General features: G+C 36.4%; 26 protein-coding genes and 1 riboswitch. Of the genes, 18 read left to right on the top strand and 8 right to left on the bottom strand.

The annotated features are described in order from the left end of the window. Positions 1 to 84: 84 nt before the first annotated feature. Positions 85 to 360: an aspartyl-phosphate phosphatase Spo0E family protein gene (locus V7124_RS02775; protein WP_335485663.1), complete on the top strand. Its 276-nt coding sequence runs from the start codon at positions 85 to 87 to the stop codon at positions 358 to 360. 77 nt (positions 361 to 437) lie between these two features. On the opposite strand, the gene V7124_RS02780 is transcribed toward V7124_RS02775, so the two are convergent. Both V7124_RS02780 and cysK read right to left on the bottom strand, forming a co-directional pair. Then, on the bottom strand, positions 438 to 623 hold the full coding sequence (locus tag V7124_RS02780; RefSeq protein WP_335409560.1) for a hypothetical protein: 186 nt from the start codon (positions 621 to 623) through the stop codon (positions 438 to 440). 257 nt (positions 624 to 880) lie between these two features. Further along, a complete protein-coding gene (gene cysK, locus V7124_RS02785) occupies positions 881 to 1792 on the bottom strand; it encodes a cysteine synthase A (protein WP_335485666.1) in 912 nt (303 codons plus the stop codon). Between the two features lie 181 nt (positions 1793 to 1973). Here cysK and V7124_RS02790 point away from each other — a divergent pair, with 181 nt between their 5' ends. The 4 genes from V7124_RS02790 (at position 1974) to V7124_RS02805 (ending at position 5054) form a co-directional block, all read left to right on the top strand. Further along, on the top strand, positions 1974 to 2816 hold the full coding sequence (locus tag V7124_RS02790; RefSeq protein ID WP_335485669.1) for an ABC transporter ATP-binding protein: 843 nt from the start codon (positions 1974 to 1976) through the stop codon (positions 2814 to 2816). Beyond that, positions 2749 to 3507 carry an ABC transporter permease gene (locus V7124_RS02795; protein WP_335485672.1) on the top strand — a complete coding sequence of 253 codons (759 nt, stop codon included), beginning with the start codon at positions 2749 to 2751 and terminating at the stop codon, positions 3505 to 3507. Before V7124_RS02790 ends, V7124_RS02795 begins: the two co-directional genes overlap by 68 nt. Before the next feature lie 34 nt (positions 3508 to 3541). Beyond that, positions 3542 to 4537, top strand: a complete 996-nt coding sequence (locus V7124_RS02800; protein WP_335485675.1) for an aliphatic sulfonate ABC transporter substrate-binding protein — start codon at positions 3542 to 3544, stop codon at positions 4535 to 4537. 91 nt (positions 4538 to 4628) lie between these two features. Continuing rightward, on the top strand, positions 4629 to 5054 hold the full coding sequence (locus V7124_RS02805; RefSeq protein ID WP_335485679.1) for an OsmC family protein: 426 nt from the start codon (positions 4629 to 4631) through the stop codon (positions 5052 to 5054). A gap of 54 nt (positions 5055 to 5108) precedes the next feature. Here V7124_RS02805 and V7124_RS02810 read toward each other — a convergent pair whose 3' ends face one another. Both V7124_RS02810 and queF read right to left on the bottom strand, forming a co-directional pair. Continuing rightward, positions 5109 to 5639 (bottom strand): hypothetical protein, encoded by a 531-nt coding sequence (locus tag V7124_RS02810; protein WP_335485681.1) that lies wholly within the window; start codon positions 5637 to 5639, stop codon positions 5109 to 5111. 150 nt (positions 5640 to 5789) lie between these two features. Next, positions 5790 to 6290 (bottom strand): preQ(1) synthase, encoded by a 501-nt coding sequence (queF, locus tag V7124_RS02815; protein ID WP_335409575.1) that lies wholly within the window; start codon positions 6288 to 6290, stop codon positions 5790 to 5792. Positions 6291 to 6419: 129 nt separating this feature from the next. Then, positions 6420 to 6466, bottom strand: a riboswitch (PreQ1 riboswitch). 300 nt (positions 6467 to 6766) lie between these two features. Between queF and V7124_RS02820 the strand changes: the two genes are divergently transcribed. The 3 genes from V7124_RS02820 to V7124_RS02830 are packed head-to-tail and all read left to right on the top strand — an operon-like array spanning position 6767 to position 9478. Further along, a complete protein-coding gene (locus V7124_RS02820; protein ID WP_335485684.1) occupies positions 6767 to 7546 on the top strand; it encodes an ABC transporter ATP-binding protein in 780 nt (259 codons plus the stop codon). Next, positions 7539 to 8393, top strand: coding sequence for an ABC transporter permease (locus V7124_RS02825; protein ID WP_335409579.1), 855 nt, complete (start codon positions 7539 to 7541; stop codon positions 8391 to 8393). Before V7124_RS02820 ends, V7124_RS02825 begins: the two co-directional genes overlap by 8 nt. A 23-nt stretch (positions 8394 to 8416) precedes the next feature. After that, positions 8417 to 9478, top strand: a complete 1062-nt coding sequence (locus V7124_RS02830) for an ABC transporter substrate-binding protein (protein WP_335485686.1) — start codon at positions 8417 to 8419, stop codon at positions 9476 to 9478. A 34-nt stretch (positions 9479 to 9512) separates the two neighbouring features. Here the strand turns inward: V7124_RS02830 and V7124_RS02835 are convergent, their stop codons facing one another. Further along, entirely contained in the window at positions 9513 to 10601 is a 1089-nt protein-coding gene (locus tag V7124_RS02835) for an AbrB family transcriptional regulator (protein WP_335485689.1), read from the bottom strand. A 228-nt stretch (positions 10602 to 10829) separates the two neighbouring features. On the opposite strand from V7124_RS02835, the gene V7124_RS02840 reads away from it, so the two are divergent. After that, positions 10830 to 11036 carry a Fur-regulated basic protein FbpA gene (locus V7124_RS02840; RefSeq protein ID WP_335485693.1) on the top strand — a complete coding sequence of 69 codons (207 nt, stop codon included), beginning with the start codon at positions 10830 to 10832 and terminating at the stop codon, positions 11034 to 11036. Positions 11037 to 11112: 76 nt separating this feature from the next. Here the strand turns inward: V7124_RS02840 and V7124_RS02845 are convergent, their stop codons facing one another. Then, complete coding sequence (locus V7124_RS02845; RefSeq protein WP_335485696.1) at positions 11113 to 12123, bottom strand: DUF3231 family protein; 1011 nt, start codon at positions 12121 to 12123, stop codon at positions 11113 to 11115. A 171-nt stretch (positions 12124 to 12294) separates the two neighbouring features. Between V7124_RS02845 and V7124_RS02850 the strand changes: the two genes are divergently transcribed. Further along, on the top strand, positions 12295 to 12765 hold the full coding sequence (locus V7124_RS02850; RefSeq protein WP_335485699.1) for a CoxG family protein: 471 nt from the start codon (positions 12295 to 12297) through the stop codon (positions 12763 to 12765). Between the two features lie 54 nt (positions 12766 to 12819). Here the strand turns inward: V7124_RS02850 and V7124_RS02855 are convergent, their stop codons facing one another. Next, positions 12820 to 13203, bottom strand: a complete 384-nt coding sequence (locus V7124_RS02855; RefSeq protein ID WP_335485702.1) for a hypothetical protein — start codon at positions 13201 to 13203, stop codon at positions 12820 to 12822. Positions 13204 to 13525: 322 nt separating this feature from the next. Here V7124_RS02855 and V7124_RS02860 point away from each other — a divergent pair, with 322 nt between their 5' ends. The 6 genes from V7124_RS02860 (at position 13526) to V7124_RS02885 (ending at position 21719) form a co-directional block, all read left to right on the top strand. Beyond that, positions 13526 to 15655 carry a transglycosylase domain-containing protein gene (locus V7124_RS02860; protein ID WP_335485705.1) on the top strand — a complete coding sequence of 710 codons (2130 nt, stop codon included), beginning with the start codon at positions 13526 to 13528 and terminating at the stop codon, positions 15653 to 15655. A gap of 226 nt (positions 15656 to 15881) precedes the next feature. Continuing rightward, on the top strand, positions 15882 to 16541 hold the full coding sequence (locus tag V7124_RS02865) for a hypothetical protein (protein WP_335485708.1): 660 nt from the start codon (positions 15882 to 15884) through the stop codon (positions 16539 to 16541). Positions 16542 to 16586: 45 nt separating this feature from the next. Next, positions 16587 to 17414, top strand: coding sequence for a GNAT family N-acetyltransferase (locus V7124_RS02870; protein WP_335485711.1), 828 nt, complete (start codon positions 16587 to 16589; stop codon positions 17412 to 17414). 114 nt (positions 17415 to 17528) lie between these two features. Further along, the gene (locus V7124_RS02875; protein ID WP_335409599.1) at positions 17529 to 17660 is read left to right on the top strand and encodes a hypothetical protein; all 132 of its coding nucleotides are present in this window, start codon (positions 17529 to 17531) and stop codon (positions 17658 to 17660) included. A gap of 247 nt (positions 17661 to 17907) precedes the next feature. Next, positions 17908 to 19407 (top strand): malate:quinone oxidoreductase, encoded by a 1500-nt coding sequence (locus tag V7124_RS02880; protein WP_335485714.1) that lies wholly within the window; start codon positions 17908 to 17910, stop codon positions 19405 to 19407. Between the two features lie 200 nt (positions 19408 to 19607). After that, a complete protein-coding gene (locus tag V7124_RS02885) occupies positions 19608 to 21719 on the top strand; it encodes a sensor domain-containing protein (protein ID WP_335485717.1) in 2112 nt (703 codons plus the stop codon). A gap of 67 nt (positions 21720 to 21786) precedes the next feature. Here the strand turns inward: V7124_RS02885 and V7124_RS02890 are convergent, their stop codons facing one another. Next, positions 21787 to 22476, bottom strand: coding sequence for a cell wall hydrolase (locus V7124_RS02890; protein ID WP_335485720.1), 690 nt, complete (start codon positions 22474 to 22476; stop codon positions 21787 to 21789). A gap of 236 nt (positions 22477 to 22712) precedes the next feature. On the opposite strand from V7124_RS02890, the gene V7124_RS02895 reads away from it, so the two are divergent. Next, positions 22713 to 23714 (top strand): LLM class flavin-dependent oxidoreductase, encoded by a 1002-nt coding sequence (locus tag V7124_RS02895; RefSeq protein WP_335485723.1) that lies wholly within the window; start codon positions 22713 to 22715, stop codon positions 23712 to 23714. Positions 23715 to 23777: 63 nt separating this feature from the next. Next, positions 23778 to 23912: a hypothetical protein gene (locus V7124_RS02900; RefSeq protein ID WP_335485726.1), complete on the top strand. Its 135-nt coding sequence runs from the start codon at positions 23778 to 23780 to the stop codon at positions 23910 to 23912. The last annotated feature ends 196 nt before the right edge of the window (positions 23913 to 24108 follow it).

Below are 24108 nucleotides of genomic sequence, written 5' to 3' on the forward strand. Positions count from 1 at the left end.
AAAATTGATGCTATAATTCATTTCATGACTATAAAATTAAAGCGCAACTAGATTATAAATATTGTTTAGAGGTGTGTTTTTGTTATGACGATAGTAGAGTTAGAAGAAGCAATTAATGTAAAAAGAGATGAAATGATTAAAATTGGTATGACCAAAGGACTAACTTGTGAAGAAACGGTTTTATGCAGCCAAGAACTCGATAAACTGCTTAATGACCATAGAAGGCTAAGAACAAACAGGAAACGGTCTCAAGCTACATTAATACTAGAAAGTCTACAGGCTTTTTTTCAGCACTTGCAAAAATTAATAGCACTACCATACAAATTTTTGCATCCTTTTAAAAGTAATAGATTCTCTTAACCTTAAAATGTATTCCAATAAAAGTAGGTTTAGACCCACCCATTCAACCAAGATGGGTCTTTTTTTTACATAAATATTTACGTTCGCTGAATCGTTGAGGTAGAGAAGTTTTTAACCATTTTCTGCAAGTTTCTATGTGCTTCTCTTAATTTAATGGTTTCTTCAATGATTTTTTGGAATCCTTCAATGTCTCTATCAGATGCATATAAAAGCGTCTTAGGTACACCTTCTGCAATTTGTTGGAGGGTAATATCCTGGCTCATGGCAATGACCACCTTTCAACTTTTTCGTTAGACTACTAATTCGTCTACTCTATTAGTTTTAGAAAGAGGGAAGTTATTCCTGCTATAACAGTAAAAAACTTATCTACATGTATCACCAGATTCCTTAAGAAAAAGTAACATTTTTGCAAATAACGACGGGATTCCAGCGCCAGTAGAAGTCATATGTAGAAAAATATTATGAGATTCTCAGATAAAAATAAATAGCTGATACAAAATTTTGTATCAGCTAAATGAAATCAAAGTTCCATACTTAAGTAGCGTTCCCCTGTATCTGGTGCGATACAAACCACTTTTTTTCCTGTACCTAACCGCTTTGCCACCTCAATGGCAGTATAAACTGCTGCAGCTGCGGATGGTCCAACAAATATACCTTCTTCTTTCGCTAAACGTTTAAACATATCAACCGCGATGTCATCAGAGATTTGAAAAATTTCATCATAAATATCTATGTTTAAAATAACTGGGACAAATCCAGGGCTTGTTCCAACCAATTTATGTGGACCAGGCTTACCCCCAGATAAAACAGGAGATCCCTTCGGCTCGACAACCCCTACAAAAAGTTCAGGCAGTAATTCCTTCAATTTCTCACCTGTACCAGTAATCGTTCCTCCCGTTCCAGCCGTCGCAACAAATGCATCAAGACGACCTTCCATCTGATTGTAGATTTCAATCGCTGTCGTGCTTCGATGGATGTCTGGGTTTGCTGCGTTTTCGAATTGCTGTGGAATAAAACTTCCAGGAATCGTTTTTTGCAATTCAAGCGCTTTTTCGATGGAGCCTGGCATTTTCTTTTCACTTGGGGTTAATACCACTTCTGCTCCGTATGCCTTCAATATATTAATACGCTCTTTGGTCATATTGTCGGGCATGATTAAAATGGCTTTATAGCCCCTTGCGGCAGCCGTCATCGCCAAACCAATTCCGGTATTGCCGCTGGTGGGTTCTATAATGGTATCTCCTGGTTTAATGAGTCCTTGTTCCTCAGCAGTTTTAATCATATTAAAAGCTGCCCGATCCTTCACACTTCCTGATGGGTTAAACATTTCAAGCTTGACATAAACCTCTGCAGCACCTTCTGGAACAAGCTTATTTAAGCGAACAATAGGTGTATCTCCAATTAAGTCGGTAATATTATTTACAACCTTCATATAAAAACTAACCTCCATAAAAAATCTTACTCTTATCTTATCAAAGGCGAGAGAAATTTGAAAATAAAGAAAGAAATCAAAGAAAATTTTTGAGAATGCTAGAATAATTGTTGACTTCCGTTTTGATTATAATATAATAAAACCAATAGTTTTACTTGGGATTAAAAAAGAGGTGAAGGCATTGTACTTAACGATAGAAGCTATCGAGAAAAGTTTTATTAATGATCGAAAAGAAAACGTGAAAGTTCTCGACAACATAAATTTACATGTTAAAAAAGGCAGCTTTGTTTCCATTGTCGGACCATCTGGCTGTGGTAAATCTACCTTACTTTACTTAGTTGCGGGTTTAGACAAAGCCGATAAAGGCGAAATCCGGGTCGATGGTAACTTAGTGACAAAACCAGGTCCTGAAAGGGTTGTTGTTTTTCAAGAAGCAGGGTTGTTTCCCTGGCTGACTGTCTTAGAAAATGTAACCTACGGACTTACATTGAAAAAGATGCCAAAAGAAGAGGCAAAAGCTAAGGCCCTTGATGTTTTAAAAATGGTCCACCTCAGCCGGTATGTTAATTCCTACCCACATGAGTTATCAGGGGGAATGAAACAGAGGGTGTCTATTGCAAGAGCGTTGGTGATGGAACCTGATATTCTATTAATGGATGAGCCCTTTTCAGCGCTTGATGAACAGACAAGAATGGTGCTGCATAAAGAGCTGCTCGAAATTTGGCGTAAGACGAAGGTAACGATTTTCTTTATCACCCACAATATAAGGGAAGCGGTCCTTCTTTCAGAAGAGGTAGTGGTTTTTGCTACACGTCCAGGACGAATTAAAGAAATTATCCCAGTTCCTACCATGAAGGATGGGGTTACACCTGATAGTATTACTGTGAATACGGAACAACGGATTTTATCCATATTACAGGAAGAAATCGAGAAAGTGTTGAAGGAGGAAATGGGTGATGACTACAGCTTTAAGACGGATCATCTTCATCGCGACGATAGCGGTGATATGGGAAGTCACATCTAGATTTTCCAGCCTTCCAGATTTTATGTTCCCAACCCTGTCTCAAGTATTAGAAACTCTTTTTAACGGGATTGTTAACGGTCAAATTACGCTTGCGATAGGTAAAAGTATGGGGCGTATTCTTCTTGGATTTACGATCGCTATCATTGTGGGACTCATATTAGGGTACTTCATCTGGCGATATAAACTTGTCGAGGACACTCTTGGTTTTGTTGTTACTGCTCTTCAATCGATTCCAAGTATTGTTTGGTTCCCGTTAGCGATTATCTGGTTTGGATTAAATGATTTTTCCATCTTGTTTATCGTAACGATCGGAGCAACGTGGACGATGACCGTGAATGCTACAAGCGGATTTAAGAACGTTCCGCAGCTTTATCAACGTGTTGCCAAAGTATATGGTTCAAGCGGATTTCATTTTTTACGGACCGTCATCCTGCCGGCTTCAGTTCCGCAAATTATTTCTGGCCTTAGGATTGCATGGGCATTCTCATGGCGCGCCTTGATGGCAGGAGAATTACTTGGTGGCGGGGGCGGACTAGGTCAGCTGCTTGAGATGGGTCGTTCACTTGGACAAATGGATTTAGTTATATCCGTCATGATTATCATTGCGATAATTGGGACCATTGTCGATAATGTTGTTTTCTCGAGACTTGAACGCAGTGTGGAAGTTAAATGGGGTATTAGAGCAAGATAGCAAGCTATTATTTTACGATTGGGAGAGAGAATTTATGTTAAAGAAATCCATGTTTTATCTGATTATGACGGCACTATTTATTGGATTATTAAGTGGGTGTGCGCAAGGTTCGAACGAAGAGGGGAGCGGTGACCCAAAAACAGTTAAAATTGGCTATTTTCCTAACTTAACGCATATTGCTACAATTGTTGCTCTGGAACAAGGTTATTTTGAAGAGGCTTTCGGTAAAGATGTAAAGATCGAAACCAAAACCGTAGCGAATGGCGGACTGTTTATGGAAGCTATGGCAACAAAGGCAATTGATGTTGGTACGGTTGGTCCAGGTCCATTACTTAACTTTTATGTGAAAAATAAAGAATATCACCTTATTTCTGGAGCAGTGAATGGTGGAGCGGTCCTAGTTGCTGCTGAACACAGCGGCGTAGAAAAGCTTGAAGATTTAGATGGTAAAAAAGTAGCCATCCCGGTAATTGGAAGTACTCAGGATGTAATGTTAAGAAAAGCGCTAAAAGAGGCTGGCTTAAAAGCAAAAACAAGTGGTGGTACAGTAGACTTATTCGCTGCAGCACCTGCTGATACGGCTTCATTATTTATCCAAAAGCAAGTAGACGCAGCAGCAACTCAAGAACCATGGGGCTATGTCATTGAAAATCAAGCAAACGGTAAACTGCTTCTTGACTGGGATGAGTTTGCTTGGGGTAAAGAGTCTACAAATACTGTAGTCGCTGCAAGAGCTGACTTTTTGAAAAATAAAGATCTTTCAAAGAAGTATATAGAGGCTCACAAGAAATCAGTGAAATTTATCCAGGATAATCCTGAAGAGAGTAAAGAAATTGTTATTAAGCATTTGAAAGATTTGACAGGTAAAGCATTAAATAAAGACGAAGTGGACGCAGCCTTCTCACGCCTTGCTGTAACGACAGATGTAAATGAAAAAGTGATTCAAGAAATGGCAGACATCAGCAAAGAAGCTGGCTATATCCCAAGCAGTGATATAAAAGGTATGATTGACTTATCACTTCTTAAATAAGCTTAGAAAGGTTTTGGACTCAATAACGAGTTCAAAACCTTTTTTTAAGGTAAAATAAGAGTAGAAATACATAGAGGAAGGAATGGGTAGAATGAAATCAACAATCACATGGCAAGGGGATATGGCTTTTTCAGGGACTACACCGTCAGGGCATGAATTAAGAATGGACGCCGCACCAGAAATTGGCGGGCAAAATAGCGGAGCAAGACCAACAGAGCTTCTTTTGTATTCACTAGCTGGTTGTACAGGAATTGATATTGTAATGATTTTGAAGAAGATGCGTTTGGAGCTAACCGGTTTTACGATGGAAATAGAGGGAATCAGAGCAGACACAGAACCAAAAAAATTTACGGATTTTCATATTCATTATTTAGTGGAAGGGGAATTGCCCGAAGAAAAGGTAGTCCGTGCCATCCAATTATCAAAAGACAAATACTGCTCGGTATCGCATTCCCTAAGTGCCAACATCGTAGCAAGCTATTCGATTAATGGAACGAAGGCTGATCAAACTTTATAAAGGCTGTTTTCGTAAAAGTAACAAAGTTTAAGAAAAGAGTCTGTAAAAAAGGATTCAGCTTTTTGCTGAATCCTTTAATTTTGTGTAATGCTCATAAAACACTTTAAAAAGTCTTTCGTCCCCACCTCTATCTGGATGAAGGGCTTTTAGTATTTTCTTGTATTCTTTTTTTATTATTTCCTTATCGTCCTCTGAATCTATGCCTACTAATGAGCCCATAGTAAGCGTTGGCGAATCGGTTAGAGTATACTCTGCTTTAAGCATTTTTTTTAGTGAACGATTTTTGGCTTGTTCAATTCGAATAGAAGTTTTTAGTTGCTCAATTTCCTCTTTATATTTTTGATTTTCATAAAATGTTTTTTTCCAATGATGAAAGTCTACCCCAAACTGCTTTATTTTGTTTTCAATCTTCTTTTCTACAATAAAAGAAGCTAAATCGGCAGGATTGATTGAGTACTCAAGGTTTAGATGCTTGGTTCTTCTAGCCTTAATTTTACCATCGAGAATCCAACGGATGACAACCTGTTCGCTATCTGTAATTCCTTCAGCTCTTAGCTGCTCCGTAACTTCTTTTACATTTAACATAGGATCAACTCATTCTTAATTTCGTCTACTGAACTCCTTATTCAATGTATCATATGTAAAAGTTTAAAGGTTTACAGGACTATGTAATTTTGATTAAAAATTCTTTTCGAAAAATTTCCCCTAGACGCACTGTACTCTAGGGGAGAATGATTAGCGATTATCCACTTTTTCTGGATAAAGATCATGGTTCATCAAACGGAAGTGGGCCATTTCTTCATACTTGGTTTCAGGCTTGCCATAATTACACCATGGATCGATGGAAATACCGCCCCGAGGAGTGAATTTCCCCCAGACTTCAATATAGCGGGGATCAAGAAGTTTAATTAAATCATTCATGATGATATTGACACAATCCTCGTGAAAATCACCATGATTTCTAAAGCTGAATAAATAAAGCTTCAGAGATTTGCTCTCGACAATCTTTTGATTTGGGATGTACGAAATGTACATCGTAGCAAAATCAGGCTGATGGGTAAGCGGGCATAAACTTGTGAATTCTGGACAGTTAAATTTTACAAAATAATCTCGGTCTGGATGTAGATTATCGACTGCCTCTAATACCTCGGGTGCGTATTCAAACGAGTATTGTGTATGTTGATTTCCTAATAGAGTTAAATCCTTTAAGCCTTCTTCATTGCTGCGTCCTGACATGTGAAACCCTCCAATAAATATGGTTCCCGATCATCTATACTAGGAGACGCTGAACAGCCATTTAAGGAAAAAACTAAAAGGATTACCAAACAAAAAGCCATGTCCGGTATGGACATGGCATAGTGTCATGAATCCATAGTTTTTTATAGAGGGTGTCAGCTATGAACCTCTCCCGCTTTAAGTTCGGGTTATATCTTCTCCATATACTAAAGAACACTTTGCAAAACGTCAATCAAAAAATAGTGGAAAGAAAATAGTTTAGATTGGAAATCCAATCCCGGTACAGCAGGATTGGATGGGATTCTATAATCCTTATAAGTTTTTCTTATTACCATTATAGAATTCTGATATTTCGAACTATTATGTAATTAGTATATAGTAATTAATAATAATAGGAGAAAGTCTTATAGAGATAACGAAGATTTTGAAAATGCTTTTATACATCTTCATTAATTGTGAAGGAATGGGGGAGAGAAATGCAACTGGTTATAGACGGGATTTCTAAAAGTTTTGAAAATAAGGGCCGGCAAACTGTAGCTCTAGAAGGAATAGATTTAATAGTAGAAAAAGAAGAGTTTGTAGCGATTGTTGGGCCAAGTGGATGTGGAAAATCAACCTTATTGAATATTATTGCAGGACTAACATCTCCTACAGCTGGTGAAGTATATTTTGAAAGAAATGATGAAGAGACAAATTTACCGAAAATTTCAATCGTTTTTCAGGAAGCTGGGTTAATGCCGTGGCGCACAGTTAAAGAAAACATAAATCTAGGTTTAGAAAAAATGAAGATTAGTGGAGTAGAAAAACAAAAAAGAATTGAAAAATATATAAAAATGGTTGGATTAGAAGGTTTTGAAGATGCCTATCCACATCAATTATCTGGAGGAATGAAGCAACGAGTGGGCATAGCTAGAGCCCTGACAACGAAACCAGATTTATTGTTAATGGACGAACCATTATCAGCATTAGATGCCCAAACAAGAATGGTTATGCAAGAAGAACTCTTGAATATATGGAATCAAGAAAAGCACCGTACGATTTATGTAACCCATAATATCGAAGAAGCAGTTTATTTAGCTGATAAAATCCTTGTACTATCCCGCCGCCCTGGTCGGATTAAATCTATCATCCAAATTGACTTACCTAAAAATAGTAGAAAAGAACATCAGCTTGAACTTCTGAATTATCGTGAAACCATTTGGAATTTGATAAAAGATGACGCACAGCAGGCGATAAAGGAGGATATCAATGCTTGAAAAATTAGCAAATGTTGATCCTGCAAAAGTGCCAATTAAGGTCCATCCTTTTAATCAAGATTCAAAAATTATCATAAAAAATAAGGCTGCATTTTTAGATAAGAAAATCCCTAACTATGTTTCAGTATTAGGAGTTATCGGGCTTTTAATTCTATGGCAAATTGTTTCAAAGTCTGGTTTAGTAAATGAATTTACATTACCAGCCCCAACTACAGTATTATCCACAGCTTGGGAGTTAATTGCTAGTGGGTTACTTTGGCCTGAAGTTTCGGCAAGTTTGTATCGCATTGTTATGGGGTATGCAATTGGCTGTATTTTAGGAATAGCAATAGGAATTGTTTTAGGCTTTTCTAAGTTGGGAGAAAAATTAGGAATGCCGGTCATTAATATTTTGTATCCTATTCCGAAAATTGCTATTTTACCTTTAATTATGTTATGGCTTGGAATCGGAGAAATTTCAAAAATCACGGTTATCTCTTTAGCGGTATTTTTCCCAATGATTTACAACACTTATACAGGAGTTACTCAAACGAATCGACTATTAATAAATGTTGCCATAACATTCGGTGCAACAAAATTTGATCTGATAAAAAAGGTTATATTCCCAAGTGCGTTGCCTATGATATTTGCAGCAATGAGAATATCAGCAGGTGTCTCTCTATTAATACTAGTTTCAGCCGAAATGATTGCAGCGCAGCATGGTATTGGGGCATTTATTTTAAAAAATGCAGATTTACTTGTTATCTCTAAAGTGTTGGTAGGGGTATTCGTTCTTTGTATTATTGGAGCGCTATTTAATTATATTTTGGCAATGTTAGAAGGTAAATTTGTACATTGGAAGTCATAAAAGAGAATGGGGATGGTGAATTTATGAAAAAATTGTTGTATGTAATGTTGTTGGGAGCCATTATGTTTGTATTGGTGGCATGTGGAAAAGAAGCTGCACCAACAAATTCTTCGAATGATGATTCAAAAGATTCAAAGGAAGTTGAATTGGTTAAAGTTGGATCGTTAGGTAATTTAAGTAATGCCTCCATGTATATAGGGGATGAAATTGGTATCTTTCAAAAATACGGCGTTGATTTGCAGTTTGAAAGTTTTAAAGGAGTACAGCCAATGTCTATTGCTGTCCAAACCAATGAGGTAGATGTGGGTACAGGTGCTTTTACTGCAGGTTTATTTAATCTTTTAATGGAAGGCAATTCACCAATCCGTATTGTTGCTGATGGCTCTCAAGAAAGAAAGGGTTATGACTCGACTGCCTTAATTGTAACAAAAGAATTATATGATAGCGGTGTTACTACGATCGAAGGTTTAAAAGGGAAAAAAGTAGGGATTACCCAAAATGGTGCTTCTGTCCATTATATGCTTGGTAAATCACTTGAATCTGGTGGATTATCATACAAAGATGTTGAGGTAACTCCATTGGGTTCTTTAGGTAATATTGCAGCAGCTCTTGAAAGTAAACAAATTGATGCAGCGACATTGCCAAGTACGCTAGTGGCGAAATTAGTAGCAAATGACCACGTTAAAGTAATTGCATATGTTGGTGATATCCTTGAAATGCAGGCTGCGGGAGTTTATTTTTCAGGGAAATTTATGGAAAACAAGGATTTAGCGGTTAAATACCTTGCAGGATATATTGAGTCTGCTAGATATTACTTTAATAATGTCCTCAAGGCTCAGGATACAAATTCAGCAGATTATAATCGGGATATCGAAATTTTAGCAAAGCAAACTTCAATACCGAAAGAAGCAGTAGGTAAAAATTTAAATTATATTGATGAAAATGCAAAGCTTTGGAGTGAAGATTTGAAGACTTGGTCAGATTGGTATCTGGAGAATAAACTGATCGAAACTCCTCTTGATATTGAAAAGGTAGTAGATAAAGAGTTATATGATGAAGCACTAAAATTAGTCGATAAGAAATAAAAGTAAGCCAATTTAGATAATGAGTGATCACTATCTAAATTGGCTTTTCTTTTTGTTTTAACCTTTTCTTTTTAAAAATAAATTTTAGCACCGGGGGAACGGCAAAAAAGATAAATATAAGCCGGAACAACTGGAATCCTGTGACCATTGCTAAATCAGCATGGACTTCGTGTGCGAGAATCGCCATTTGGTCTGCCCCGCCAGGTGAAAGGCTTAAAATGCTAGTAGAAGGTGTAATCTCATAATAATGGACAAGCAGCATACTTAACCCTACTGAAAATAAAACCATGACTAGCCCACTGATAATAGCTAGTGTCAGTATTTTTGTTTTATGTTGAAGTTTTTCAGGTTTTAGCAGTAAGCCTATGTAGGCACCGATCATAAATTGCGAAAGATCTAACATAAAATTTGGAATTTCAGGACCATGTAGACCGGATAGAGTTAGAATAGCTGCCCCTGTGATGGGACCTAACAAAAAAGGTGTAGGAGATTTAAGCTTTTTTCCTAAGAAAGCACAAATAACACAAACTACTGCAAACAAAAGAATGGTTAGAGAAAATGGAGCTTGAACAGCCTTATTAGTTAATTCAAGAGTAGATTGTGCTGATGTGTTTTTAAAAAATGGTCCATAAATAAGAAAGGGAACCAGAAATATAATCATAATCACACGTGTGACTTGGAGGAAGGTGACGATGGTCATATTGATTCCTTTCATCTCTTCGGAAAAGGTAATCATTTGGGAAAGTCCACCAGGTATACTGCCCACCAGAATGGTTGGATAATCAACACCTGAAAGCTTGGAAACGAAAAAGGCAATCCCTGCACAAAAAGAAATAAGAACAACGGTCAAGAGCAGCATGAGGGGGAGTTTTCCTGCTATAAGGATAACAGCCTCTTTTGTAAAAGATAAGCCAATAGAATACCCCAAAATAATCAATCCAGCATCGCGAATTTGAATCGGCCAGTAAACCTTTATAGCTCGAAATCGGGAGCCGATTAAGACAGCCGTCATTGGTCCAAGTAGCCATGGGATGGGAATGGTTAATAATGTAAACACTACACCACCTATAAAGGTGAGTAACAGTGAAATAAAAAAGCGTGTTTTTTTATCCTCTAGATCCATTCAATAGCACGCCCTCTAACTTGTTTTCTTTCATCATATCAAATAATAGTAATGGTCACATTACTAAAGTGACCATTAAAAGTAATACATTTCCTTATCATTTATTAAGTATAGATAATATTTGAATGAAGAGTTGGTAAATTCGTGAGGGTTCGACAACATCGAAAGGTACAATTATTTAAAATCAGATGTGGAGCTAGCAGCAAATAAAATGGGAGGTATCTGTGGATGAAGAATATACTGCGTAACGCAGTCCAACAAAGAAGGCAAGTTCTTATAGATAAACTGCTTAAAATCGGTGTGTTTAAAAAAGAAGATCGACATTTTTATGAATGGACGTTAAGTGATTTAGAGGAAGAGAATAAATTCATCGAGACCCATGGTTTTGATTCAACAAAGGGAAAGCTAAATCAAGAAAATCAGTACTTACAATAATATGTCTGTTTTTACCCAAGTACTTAATAAAGCATAGAAAAAAGCCGGTTACCAAGCCGGCTTTTTCGTCTATATTTTATTGTTTGTTTTCAAGACCTAACTCAACTCGATCGGATGCCATCGGAGGCTGTTCCAACCATTTATGATTAATCATGATATTGGCCCCATCCTCTGAATACAATTGGACTTCTAAAGATAGTCTGTTATACATAACTCCTAAATCCACCCGTGGACTTTGTGCGATGCCGGTTCCATAATAGCCGATACTTAATGAAATTAATCCGGAGGTAAAAAACATTAACAGTTTATCGGAAAAGGTGTACGATGTGCTTGTCGTTACTTCTGCGGATAAACTAGCCGGGACGGGGAGATCACATTCCGCTAATTTAGACCCGAAAAGTTTAATATGTTTTTTGCCAATGTCGATCCCTCTATGTAAAAATTGGATAACTTCTTTGTCCTTCGCTACCTGACTAAATCCTATCAGAGTAGCCACTCCTAAAATATTTCGCTGGATGTTTGCATATAGATTAGATACTTCTGCGACGATTAATGGTCTTTTTACACCAACAACATCAAATAAAAAGGCTTGCTGATTGACAAATTCAGCCTTCACGTAAGGTATATTGGGAGATCGGACAAAAAGCCCTTTTGACAATAATACTTCCTTTGAGACTTTGTGCAATTGCATGGTTTCCGTGAGACATTCCATATAATAATCGGCAATGTCAGCTCGTACAGCCGCTGCAACAGCCGCTGAATAATTTGTAAGCCCAATTATAGCCATCTGATAAATAAAATGAAGAACGTAGCTGTCTGAGAATAATTTTGGAGCCGTTAAATCTATGTCATCTTCTAATTTAAAACCATAAGGGATTGCAAAGTTCTCCGCTTTAAAAGTTACAGTTAATTTTTCAATATTTTTGTTTGATAATTGTAGAGCAAATTCAATAACGGATTTAATTTCTGGATCTTCAGCTTTTTCTAAAAAATAGGTAAGCACACAGATACTTCCGCTGTCATTCAAATATTGTGACCAAAGCATTGCTAGTTCGGATGAGGTGATTTTTACCATTCGATCCTTCACAATTATATAACCTCCTTCAGCTAATTCTCTCTATAACAATCATTTCCATTACAAAAAGATAATATGTGAAGAGAATGGGAGGTTATTTTAATGGAATGATTTCATTTACATTTAAATATTAGTTAAAATAGGTGTTTTTCCTTGAAAACCTTCAAAACGGGAGGGGTTACATTGAAAGTTGATTACCATCATACTTTTGGTTTACCACGAAAAATGGTTTGGAAATACATCAAGGATGAAAAGGTTTTAGGAAACGCCATACCTAACTGCAAAACCTTAGTCCAAAGCTCAAACGGAGTATATTTAGCACAAATTGATGTACAATTCGGTCCAATTAAAGATGTGTTTGAACTAGAGGTGAGAGTGGAAAAAGAAAAGACACCTTCATATTTTCATCTGTCCTTAAGAGGTAAGGGCACCCTAGGTGAGTTCTCTGGAACCGTAGATGCGTTTTTAAATGATCATCAAGGAAGCTGCAAACTTCAAATCATTGCCGATGTAGAGGTAACTGGTGCACTAGCTGGGGCTGCACAGCGTGTCATAAACGGTGGGGCAAACAAGGGAATTGAGAAGTTTTTTTTAAACCTCGAGATCGAAATGAAGAGAAGTCTTTATATTAGTCGAAAAGGACGTAAAGCGTAAAAGGCATGAAAATAAGCAACGTTGAACGCTAACGTTGCTTTCGCTTAATCTAAGTTAATCATGCTCCGGATAATTCGCTAATTCTTTTATTCCTAAAACCCAATCTTTAAAATTATTATACTTAGTAGAGTCGAACCCAAAGTGGTCCTTTATTAACCGAATTGACTCTTTTTCCTTCTCATGAACAATTCCATCCGAGTAAACGAGTTGAAGAATTTCTGTTAAGACAATATTTTTAGAACGTTCATTTTTGAATATCTTCAGAATCTCGTCAATAGCCATTCCCTTAAATGAATAATCCCCTAGATCCATTTCCTTTTGATACTTAACAATCACAGGATGTTCGTATACTGAAATATTCCCATCTACTTTGGCCATTAATAAGGCTAATTCAAGAAATGCCTCTTTCTCTTCTTTTTGAAGCTCTGTTAAGAACATTACGTATAGCTCCTTCTTTCGTTATTGTATATCTATAGTGGATACAATAATCACAAGTTCTATAAGTCATAGTACCAATAATAAATATCATTTGTCTATTTATTATTGGTGAAAAAAGGAATAGTATGGCTTTACAGAGAATAGGATATTGAAAGAGACAAATTTGGAACCATAATCCTATATACAGACCAGGTTTATTGATATTAAAATTGATTTAAGGATTCTTAGTTTAAGAGTAAGGAAGTAGTGATATTAATATCATTGTTTACTTGTTAGCCTTTAGGCTAATTTTTTTTTGAAATTGGAGGTATCACCAAGTAAAATGACACGAATGGAAAGACACGAGCGAAGAAAAGCATTTAAAGGGGATTGGACACAGTTTTTTTCAAGGGGTTTAGGGAAGAAAGTATTAATTGCAGGAATCGTTTCTCTATTAACTTGTTTCCTTATTGTTAATATCTTTATTTGGACGAGTAATGTTAGTAAATTGAATAAGCCTGCACCACAGCCGACAATTATTTATGACCAAGATGGAGAGATTGCGAGTAAGATTTCCAATTCCAAAATTGAAGGAGTTGGGATAAAACAGATTCCTAAGGAAGTCATACATGCGGTGGTCGCAACGGAAGACCAACGTTTTTATAAACATAATGGCATTAATTATTTTGCGATTACAAAGGCGTTTTTCAAAAATATAATCTCTGGTGAGATTGTAGCGGGTGGTAGTACCATTACACAGCAGCTGGCCAAGAATGCGTTTTTGACACATGAACGGACGTATACACGAAAGATCAAAGAGCTAATTATTACGAAGAAAATTGAACGTACCTATTCGAAAGACGAAATAATGGAGAAGTATTTAAATCAAATATATTTTGGTGAGGGAGCTTGGGGAATTCAGCGTGCTGCTAAAACCTACTTCGGTAAAGAGGCAAGCGAATTAACCTTAAGTGAGTCGGCCATGCTCGCTGGGTTAATTAAAGCCCCTTCGACACTCTCTCCTATTAAAAATATGGAAAAGGCAGTCGAGCGCCGCGATCTTGTATTATTCTTGATGGAACAGGAAGGGTACATTAGTAAAAGTGAGAAGGAACAAGCAAAGCAAGAGGAAATGGTATTACAAGAAGAAATGCTGGATGACGATTACGCTGGCAAATACCCATATTATGTAGACCACATTATGGATGAGGCAATGAAGAAATATAAACTAACAAAGAACGAGATTCTTTCAGGTGGTCTTCGTATCTTTACTGAATTAAATCCTACAATTCAAAATGCGACCGAAGAAGTATATCAAAATGACAATCTTTTCCCAGCGAGCCAGCCAGACCAGCTGCTCCAAAGTGGGGCTATTTTTATTAACCCTGAAAATGGCGGGATAGAAGGACTTGTTGGCGGGAGAGGGGAGCATACCTTCTTAGGTTTTAACCGGGCGACCCAATTAATAAGACAGCCTGGTTCAACGATGAAGCCTTTGGCTGTATATACGCCTGCACTTGAACAGGGCTATGAAGTATTTGATTTGTTAGAGGATAAACCGCTTAATTTTGGAGGATATCAGCCAAAGAACTATGATAAGCAATACCGCGGACAAGTGACAATGTATTCTGCGGTAGTGAACTCGTACAATATTCCTCCAGTCTGGCTCTTAAATCAAATAGGATTGGAAAAGGGAACGGAGTCGATTGCGCGTTTCGGTATTCCGTTACAAAAGGAAGACCATTCGCTTGGGATTGCGCTCGGAGGGATGAATGAAGGAACATCACCATTATTAATGGCACAAGCCTACTCAACATTTGCAAATAATGGAGCAAGAGAAGAAGCGCATGCTATCCAAAAAATTGAGGATATGGAAGGTAAGGTAATAGCGAAATGGAAGGGTAAAACGACTCAAGTTACGGAACCAGAAGTTGCTCAGAAAATGACCTTTATGCTAAAAGGTGTGGTCGATGAAGGAACGGGCAAAAAGGCATACATGGATGGCTTTGATATAGCTGGTAAAACTGGATCAACTCAGCTCCCCTTTGCCAACGACGGTGGAACAAAGGATCATTGGTTTGTCGGTTACACCCCAAACCTTGTCGGAGCGGTTTGGCTAGGCTATGATCATACAGATGAAAACCACTATTTATCGACATCAAGTGGTGGGACCACGCCCGTCATTTTTAAAGAAATTCTTACTAGATCAAAATCCGAGCTTACAGATGAAAAATTCGCCTTAACAAGCATTGAGAAAAAATACAAGGGCGAACTTAAGAAGATAAAGGAAAAAGAAAAGAAGGCTGAAAAGGAAAAAGAAAAAGCTGAAAAGGAAAAAGAAAAGAAGGCTGAAAAGGAAAAAGAAAAAGCCGAAAAGGAAATAGAAAAGGAGAACAAAAAGAAAGGAAAGGAGAAAAAAGAAAAAAATAAGGACAAAAAGGATAACAAAGATAAAGATGAAAATGATGATTAAGAAAGAAGCTCGTATCTGCCAAAAAGATACGAGCTTCTTTTAACTTACCTTAATCAATAACAACATCAAAAATCTATACTTAATAAGACAAAAAAGGGAAAATTCGGTTATAATGCGAATATCAAAGTAAATTGATGAAAAGGCGTTTTTTAGAGATACCTTTTGAGCGAGATACAATGAAAATAACTTATTAAAATAAACAGACGAAAAGACAGGAGTGCTAGACGTGATTCAAACCTTACATATTTTAAATGGACAAGCCATGTATGACTTTTTCAAAAAGACACGTTTTCTCGAGCAGGAGAATATGATTCCGTTTAACGAAGCAATGAGTTTTGGAGACGTGAGGGGTGAGCTATTTTCACAAGAATTCATCGAAAATAGAGCAAATGTTCATCATGTTACGATTGAGCAATATACTTTAAACACGTTAAAACCATTAGAACCACTCTTAAATGGAGATTTTGCTAAACTAGAATTATGGTTTGATGCGGATATGTTTTGTCAAATCAATGTACTCACTATCCTAGCTTGGCTTGATAAAACGGGTTACACCAATTCTGTTAATCTGCATATTGTTGGTGATGAGTTTAAACCTATAGAATATTTTACACTGAACGCAGCAGGCTATGATGATTTATACAAACAGGTTATCATTCATAAAAATATCCCTCACACAATTAATCCAGTTCCTTTAAAAAAAGGGATTGAACGATATCTTCATTATCTAAAGGAAGAGAGTGAGCTTATCAACTATATTAAAGAGTACAAAAATATGCCAGAAAGAGAGCTTGTGACTGCATTAATCAAAAATTTCACAGAATATGGCCTAGGGGACGTGCAATACCTCGAACTCATTAATTCTGTACGCGAAAAAACTTTATAGAAGCCAGTATCGATGAACCAATTAATGGAATGAGGAGTGTTGAGGATGTTATCAAAAAAAGAAATAAATGATATAAAAACGCTTCAGGAAATTTGTGAGAAGGATGGAAGTCTTCAATTAAAGCTTAATTTTGACATGCTTGAAACTAGGTCCGATAATCACAAGGAGGATTTTTTTCATTATGAGGAAGGCAAGCTGGCTGGATTTCTTGGAAGCTATTATTTTGGAAATAAGGTAGAGATTTGTGGGATGGTTAACCCCGGCTACCGTAGAAGGGGAATATTTACTAAACTGCTAGATTTGGCACTGGAAGAGGCCAAAAAACGCGAAGTGAGGACCGTTTTATTAAATGCACCTACAGAATCCCAATCCGCCAAGGAGTTTTTAAGGAATATCCCTTGTAGCTTGACGATGGTAGAACATCAAATGAAATGGCATAAAATTGAATTGATTGAAGACCCTACGATCATAGTAAGACCTTCCTTTTCTGAGGAAGATTTGGAAGCGGAAATTCAACTAGATGTTCAGTGCTTTGGGTTAAATGAAAAGGAAGCACGGCAGTATAAGCTAGAAACCAAAGATCTTAAGACGGATCGAAGACTCATAATTGAAACAGGCGGAAAAATTGCAGGGAAAATGAGATTGTCAGAAATGAATGGAGAATCGTGGATTTATGGTTTTGCTATTTTTCCGGAACTCCAAGGAAAAGGGATAGGGAGAAAAGCGTTATCAAAAGTGGTAAATATAGAGAATGATAAAGGATTGTCTATTTTTCTAGAGGTCGAAGCAGTAAATTCCCTTGCCTTGAAACTCTATGAGTCATGTGGATTTAGAAGCTATCATTCCCAAGATTACTATAAAGTAACATATTAAAAAGAGGGGATTCTTCCCCTCTTTTTAATATGTTATGTTTCTGATAGAAAATTAAAGACAATTGTAAACGTTTGCAGTATAATAATAGTAAGAAGTAGGAAAGGGGAAATAAACATGGAACTTTTATTAAGTCAATGTGAACATAACCAGTCAGAAGAACCTTCTGAAGAGTGTGCCCCAAATAAAGAAAATGATGAAAATTTAGATCTCTATGAATATGACTATAATAAGAGAATTTGGTTTTAATACAGATATTACTTTAAATTAGTAAGGGAGAGCCGTCTATCAAAGATGGCTTTTCTTTGTTAATGTGTGGCAGAACTTGATACTTGTTATCAGATTTTAAATAACTTATAATAATCAGATAATAAGATTTTTAATCCACATATAGGGTTAATATACAACGATTTGGTTATAAGTGTGACGGAAAAGGTGTGACTTTGTGAAGTTCCTCACCTTTTTTGCTAAATTCCAGGGGAAAAGGTTGATAAAAATGAACAACAAGGAAACTAATACAGATGTTATTTTAATTGGTGCCGGGATCATGAGTGCCACTTTAGGAACACTCTTGAAAGAATTAAATCCGGAATGGGAAATTACAGTTTTTGAGAAGCTCTCAAACGCCGGAGAAGAAAGTTCTAACGAATGGAATAATGCGGGAACAGGGCATGCTGCATTGTGTGAACTTAATTATACGGTGGAAAAACCAGATGGATCAATTGATATTAGTAAAGCTATTAAAATTAATGAACAGTTTCAGCTTTCTATGCAATTTTGGTCTTACCTTGTAAAAAGCAAGCTGATTCATAATCCACAGGACTTTATTAGACAATTGCCACATATGAGTCTAGTCCTTGGTGAGGAAAATGTGTCCTTTTTACAGAAACGTTTTGAAGCGCTGTCAAACAATCCTCTTTTCAAAGGAATGGAATTTTCTAATGATCCAAAAATACTAATGGAATGGATTCCGCTTATTATGCAAGACCGTTCATGGAATGAACCTATAGCGGCAACAAAAAGCGAATCTGGAACGGATGTCAACTTTGGTGCATTAACACGAATGTTGTTTGACTACTTAGAGAATAAAGATGTAAAAATAAACTATAATCATAGTGTAAATGATATTAAACGTATGAATGACGGCATGTGGGAATTAAAAGTGCAGAATCAGTTTAGTGGAACTGTCAAACACCATAAGGCAAAATTTGTTTTTATCGGTGGCGGGGGTGGAAGTCTACATTTATTGCAAAAATCTGGTATTCCTGAAGGAAAACATATTGGAGGTTTTCCTGTAAGTGGTATTTTTATGGTTTGTAATAATCCGGATATTGTGGAGCAGCATCATGCCAAGGTATACGGAAAAGCAAAGGTGGGGGCTCCGCCAATGTCCGTTCCACATCTAGATACAAGGTATATCAACAATAGAAAATCGTTATTATTTGGTCCATTTGCTGGCTTTTCACCAAAATTCTTAAAAACAGGTTCTTTGTTTGACTTAGTCACTTCTGTCAAACCAAATAATGTCTTAACGATGTTGGCAGCAGGTGCAAAAGAGTTCCCATTGACAAAATACTTGATTCAGCAAGTATCGTTATCAAAAGAGCAACGTATGGAAGAGTTACGTGAGTTTATCCCGGATGCTAAAATCGAGGATTGGGATTTAGTAGTAGCAGGACAACGGGTACAAGTTATCAAAGATACGAAAGCTGGAAAAGGAACGCTTCAATTTGGTACAGAAGTGATTACAGCCGCTGATGGATCCATTGCAGCATTACTAGGCGCATCACCGGGCGCTTCTACGGCTGTTCATGTTATGCTGGAAGTAATCAAAAAATGCTTTCCGCACAATATGAAAGAGTGGGAACCAAAAATAAAAGAAATGATTGCTTCTTATGGTGTATCACTAATGGAAAATCCAGAACTGCTACAGGAAGTTCATGCTTCAACCGCACAGATACTTGGTTTAGCAGAAAAAGAGATGGTTTTTAATTAATACTAATTTCATTAAAGAACCTTTTATCCACTTTTGGATTGAAGGTTTTTTTTTGTTAAAGATAGAGTTAATGCCGTACAAAGAAAACCTTCCAATAGGATAAGTACTGTACAAAACGTAAAAATTATTAGAAAATGAAGTATTCTTATAAATTTTTAAATGTATTACAAAATGAACGAATGTGATAAGAAGGAATGAAGATGGTAAATAAAACAGAAAAAATAAAAATTTTAATAAAAGAATTAGCTGATATTAATTTGGCATTAAATGCTTCAACCATTGTAGCTATTACTGATAACAGAGGAACGATTACATTTGTAAATGATAAATTTTGTGAATTATCTATGTATAATGAAAATGAGCTGATTGGACAAAATCATCGGATGTTAAAATCGGGGTACCATTCCAAAGAATTCTTTAGTGCCATGTGGAAAACCATAAGCAGTGGGGAAATATGGAAGGGTGAAATTCGAAATAAAGCCAAAGATGGTAGTTTTTACTGGGTAGACACAACGATCGTTCCATTTATGAACGAGCAAGGACAACCTTATCAATATGTTAGTATTAGAACGGATATAACAAAGAGAGTAAAGATGGAAAGTGAATTGCAAGAAGCAATGAAACGTGATTTTATTCATACCGTGCAAAACCTCCAAAGAGAGCTTCAAGAAAATCAGCAACATTATCAATCTCTTTTTGAGCATAGTCATGATTTTGTTTTTACCTATGATAAGTCTGGTAAAGTCATCAATATGAATCCAAGAGCCATAGAAATATTTGGGCGTATAAATGAAACGAAACATAAAGAAATGATTGTTAAAGAATATTTGGATATACGGAAACTCTATTTTGAAAGGGCAGTTCAAGGAACTCCTCAAAATTTCGAATTAGAAATGATAAATAAGAATGGAGAGAGGCTCTTTTTTAACATTAATTTTCTTCCTATATTTGTTGATAAACAAATTAAAGGTGTTTTCTCAATTGGGAAGGATATTACCGAACAAAAAAAGGTTCAAGAAATGAATGCGTATTTTGCCCATCATGATGAGTTAACAAGGCTACCGAATAGAAGATGGATTGAACATAAGCTTGATCAATCTTTACGTCAAGCGAAAGAAAATAGGCATGTGGTAGCTGTTTTGTTTATCGATTTGGATCGGTTTAAATATATTAATGACACACTGGGTCATTTTATCGGAGACCAGGTCCTTAAACTTATCTCAAAACGTCTGCTAGAGAGTTTGAATCAAGATTGTCAGTATGTCGCTCGAATGGGCGGAGATGAATTTATGGTTTTATGTACTGACATTAAACAACTGGAGGAAGCTTATCATATTGCTTCGATCATTTTGCAAAACCTATCAAATCCTTTATATATTGAGGATTTTGAACTTTTTGTATCTGCCAGTATTGGAATTAGTAGTTATCCAACAGATGGTGAAAGTGTAGTAGATTTAATGAAAAAAGCGGATACTGCCTTATATCGAGCAAAGGATCAAGGACGTAATACGTACCAAATGTATTCTGCTTCTATGGACGAAAGAAGTTATCAATCGTTTCTCTTAGAAAGAAATTTAAGAAAAGCAATCATAAACAATGAATTTATTGCGCATTTCCAACCTCAATTTGATGCGAATACAGGAAAAATAATAGGTGCTGAAGCACTAATTAGATGGATGCATCCGGAATTAGGACTTGTCTCGCCAGGAGAGTTTATTCCTCTAGCTGAAGAATCCGGCCTTATTATTCCAATAGGGAAATGGATGAAAAGAAAAGTATGTGAACAGTTAGCAGCATGGAGAGAGGCTGGTATTCCATTCGTTCCGATTAGTGTCAATATAAGCTCTCAACGGTTTTTACAAAAGGACTTTCCGAAGGAAGTCCGTCAGCTATTAGAAGAATATCAACTCGATGGAAAATGGATAGTATTTGAGATTACTGAAAACTCGCTTATGAAGAATGAAGAATATATCATTCAAACGATAAATGAACTAAAGGACTTGGGAATCAAAATCTATATTGATGATTTTGGTACTGGATACTCCTCATTTAACTATTTAAAAATGTTTAAATTAGATGGCATAAAAATTGATCGTACTTTTATCCACACTATCTCAAAAGAATCAGAGAATGCTGGTATTACAATCGCGATGATAAAAATGGCCCATCATCTAAAAATGGACGTCATTGCCGAAGGAGTAGAAACAACAGAAGAATTAGAGTTTTTACGAGAACAGAATTGTCATCAAATTCAAGGTTTCTTATATGGAGGGCCATGTGACAGCCAGGAATTTGAAAAAGGATACTTATAAGTGAACCATTGCAGAAAACCTTCGATACTAATTTTGAAGTTTTTTTTGCGTTGATTTGTGACATAGTCTATTTTTTAAATACATGTTGCCCAATTACAAGTGTTGTGGCTCTTGTATCGAGCCAACGGCTGGTTGCAATAGCTGGATTGTAGAAAAATAAAGCACCTGGTGCCAATTGCCGTTGATCAGTTAGAGCAGCTTTAACAGCTTGAATGGATTCCTCATCAGCAGGTTTATTAATTTCACCATTTTTTACCGGTTGGAATTGACCAGGGGCATAAATGACTTCCTTTAGGGTATCAGGAAATTGAGGACTTTCGATTCTATTAAGAACTACACAAGCAACGGCAATTTTTCCCTCTAATGATTCCGTTTGTGCTTCAGCTCTCACTAATCTTGCAAGTAAGTCTACTTCAGAATCTGATAAGCTTAGATTTACAGGTTTTTCAATTTGTGCTTCAGCTCTAACTAATTTTGCACGTAGATCTACTTCAGAATCTGATAGGACCATGTTCACTGGTTCTACGATTCTTGGCTCATTTGCAGGAATGGATTTAGTAATATTAATGTTTTCTCCTATGTATATGAGATTAAGATTTGACACTTGTGGATTGGCATCAGCTAACTCTTGAAGTGTTATATTATGTTCTCTGGCTATTTTCGTCAAGGTATCTCCATGTTTAACGGTATAAGCAAAAGCAGGTGAAGCAAATAATAGTGATGCTACGAAAGTTATTAACATGATAAGTTTTTTCATAATTCTAATCCTCCAAGTTTGTTTTTGGTATTTAAAACTATTACTATGAACAGAAAAAATAGATTAGTATTACAGTTAAGTTACATAGTGAAGACAATTAAAAGTCTCTATTACATTGGAAGGGAATTCCAAGTAGTAGAATGATAGGCAATGATTACTGAAGCAATTAAGTTTGTTTCTACTTTGTCAACTGTTACGATAGGAATATAACCTAATAAAGAAAGGACTTTAAATATATGGCAACAATTAATATACCTGTATCCGTATTAAACTTAGCTCCAATCCGTCAAGGACAGAATTCACAACAGGCAATCAAAGCGATGGTAGATCTTGCTCAAGCCACTGAAGATATGGGCTATCAACGCTACTGGATTGCCGAACACCACAATTCGCCCACACTTGTTAGTTCTGCAACGGCGATACTAATCAAACACACCTTGGAGCATACAAAGACAATTAAAGTCGGTTCTGGGGGAATTATGCTTCCAAACCATTCACCATTAGTGGTGGCGGAACAATTCGGCACGATGGCGACAATCTATCCTAATCGTGTTGAACTTGGACTTGGCCGTGCACCTGGAACAGATATGATGACAGCAAGTGCGTTGAGACGATCAAAGAATGATTCTGTTTATACGTTTCCAGAGGACGTAAAGGCATTGCTCACTTATTTTGGACCAGAGGAGCATCAAGGCTATGTGAGAGCCTATCCTGGCGTAGAAACGAGTGTTCCAATTTATATCCTTGGTTCATCCACAGACTCGGCACACTTAGCGGCAAGCTTAGGACTGCCATACGTCTTTGCATCACATTTTGCACCAAAATTCATGGGAGAAGCGATTTCAATCTATCGGGAAAGATTCCAGCCTTCTGAGTACTTAGATAAACCATATATGATGGTATGCTTAAATGTAATTGCTGCGGATACGGATGAAGAAGCAAAATATCAGCAAACTACGATGCAGCAGTTCTTTTTAAATGTAGTCCGGGGTACACGTAATCCATTGCTGCCACCGGTTGAAAGCATGGATGGATTATGGAACCCGATGGAAGAAGAAATGTCTAAATCTATGTCTAGTGTTACTTTATTGGGTAGTAAAGAGACCATCCGTCAGCAGCTGACTAATTTCCAGGATTACTATAGCGTTGATGAAATCATGGCAGTATCTTATATTTATGACAGTGAAAAACAAAAACGTTCATATGCGTTATTTAAAGAAGTCGTGGATGGGAAGTAATGTTTCCCTATTCACAAAACAAAGCCATCCAATTAGGATGGCTTTGTTTTGTGTCACATAGCTATGAAGCCAATTAGAAGAAATGCAACAGCAAATAAAAATTTTGCAAAACCATATAAAAAAGAAAGTTTAATTTGTGCGCATATTGAAGAAATTACAGTTCACAATATTGACATATATTTTCAAATTCTTTGGTAAACATTTCGACATTTAGTGCGAAGTTTATGGTTATTACTATTTTTACTTTACATCTTTGATTGAATTTTCAGTGAATTTTGTAAAACCAAGTATAATTAAGTCGGACTATTTGATTTTTCTTTAAATAATATGTTTGATAAACTGTAAATACAAACACATCTAATCATATTAATTCTATAAAATATGTAGAAATAAA

This window comes from Neobacillus niacini (genome assembly GCF_036961885.1).
Classification (GTDB): Bacteria; Bacillota; Bacilli; order Bacillales; family Cytobacillaceae; genus Neobacillus; species Neobacillus niacini_H.